Origin of the sequence: Phormidium sp. CCY1219 (genome assembly GCF_035615515.1) — a bacterium.
Classification (GTDB): Bacteria; Cyanobacteriota; Cyanobacteriia; order Cyanobacteriales; family Laspinemataceae; genus CCY1219.
In genome coordinates, this window is record NZ_JAJENT010000957.1 from 1 (window position 1) to 291 (window position 291).

1 protein-coding gene is annotated in these 291 nt (G+C 65.6%); it reads right to left on the minus strand.

Annotation, left to right across the window (positions count from 1 at the left end; all coding sequences use genetic code 11):
* Nucleotides 1–291: WD40 repeat domain-containing protein (locus LKK83_RS30845; RefSeq protein WP_442957400.1), on the minus strand; the 291-nt coding region annotated here is incomplete at both ends.

Genomic DNA, 291 nt, shown 5'->3' on the forward strand with positions numbered 1-291 from the left:
TGGCGGGTCCACAAGCGCAGGGTGTTGTCCTCACTGCCACTGACGATGGTCTCCCCGTCCGGGCTGAAGGCTACGGCGTAGACCGAATTCTGATGGCCGCGCCAGGGTTCGCCGATGGGTTCCCCCTGGCGGGTCCACAAGCGCAGGGTGTTGTCTACACTGCCACTGACGATGGTCTCGCCGTCCGGGCTGAAGGCTACGGCGCTGACCGAATTCTGATGGCCGCGCCAGGGTTCGCCGATGGGTTCCCCCTGGCGGGTCCACAAGCGCAGGGTGTTGTCCGAACTGCCA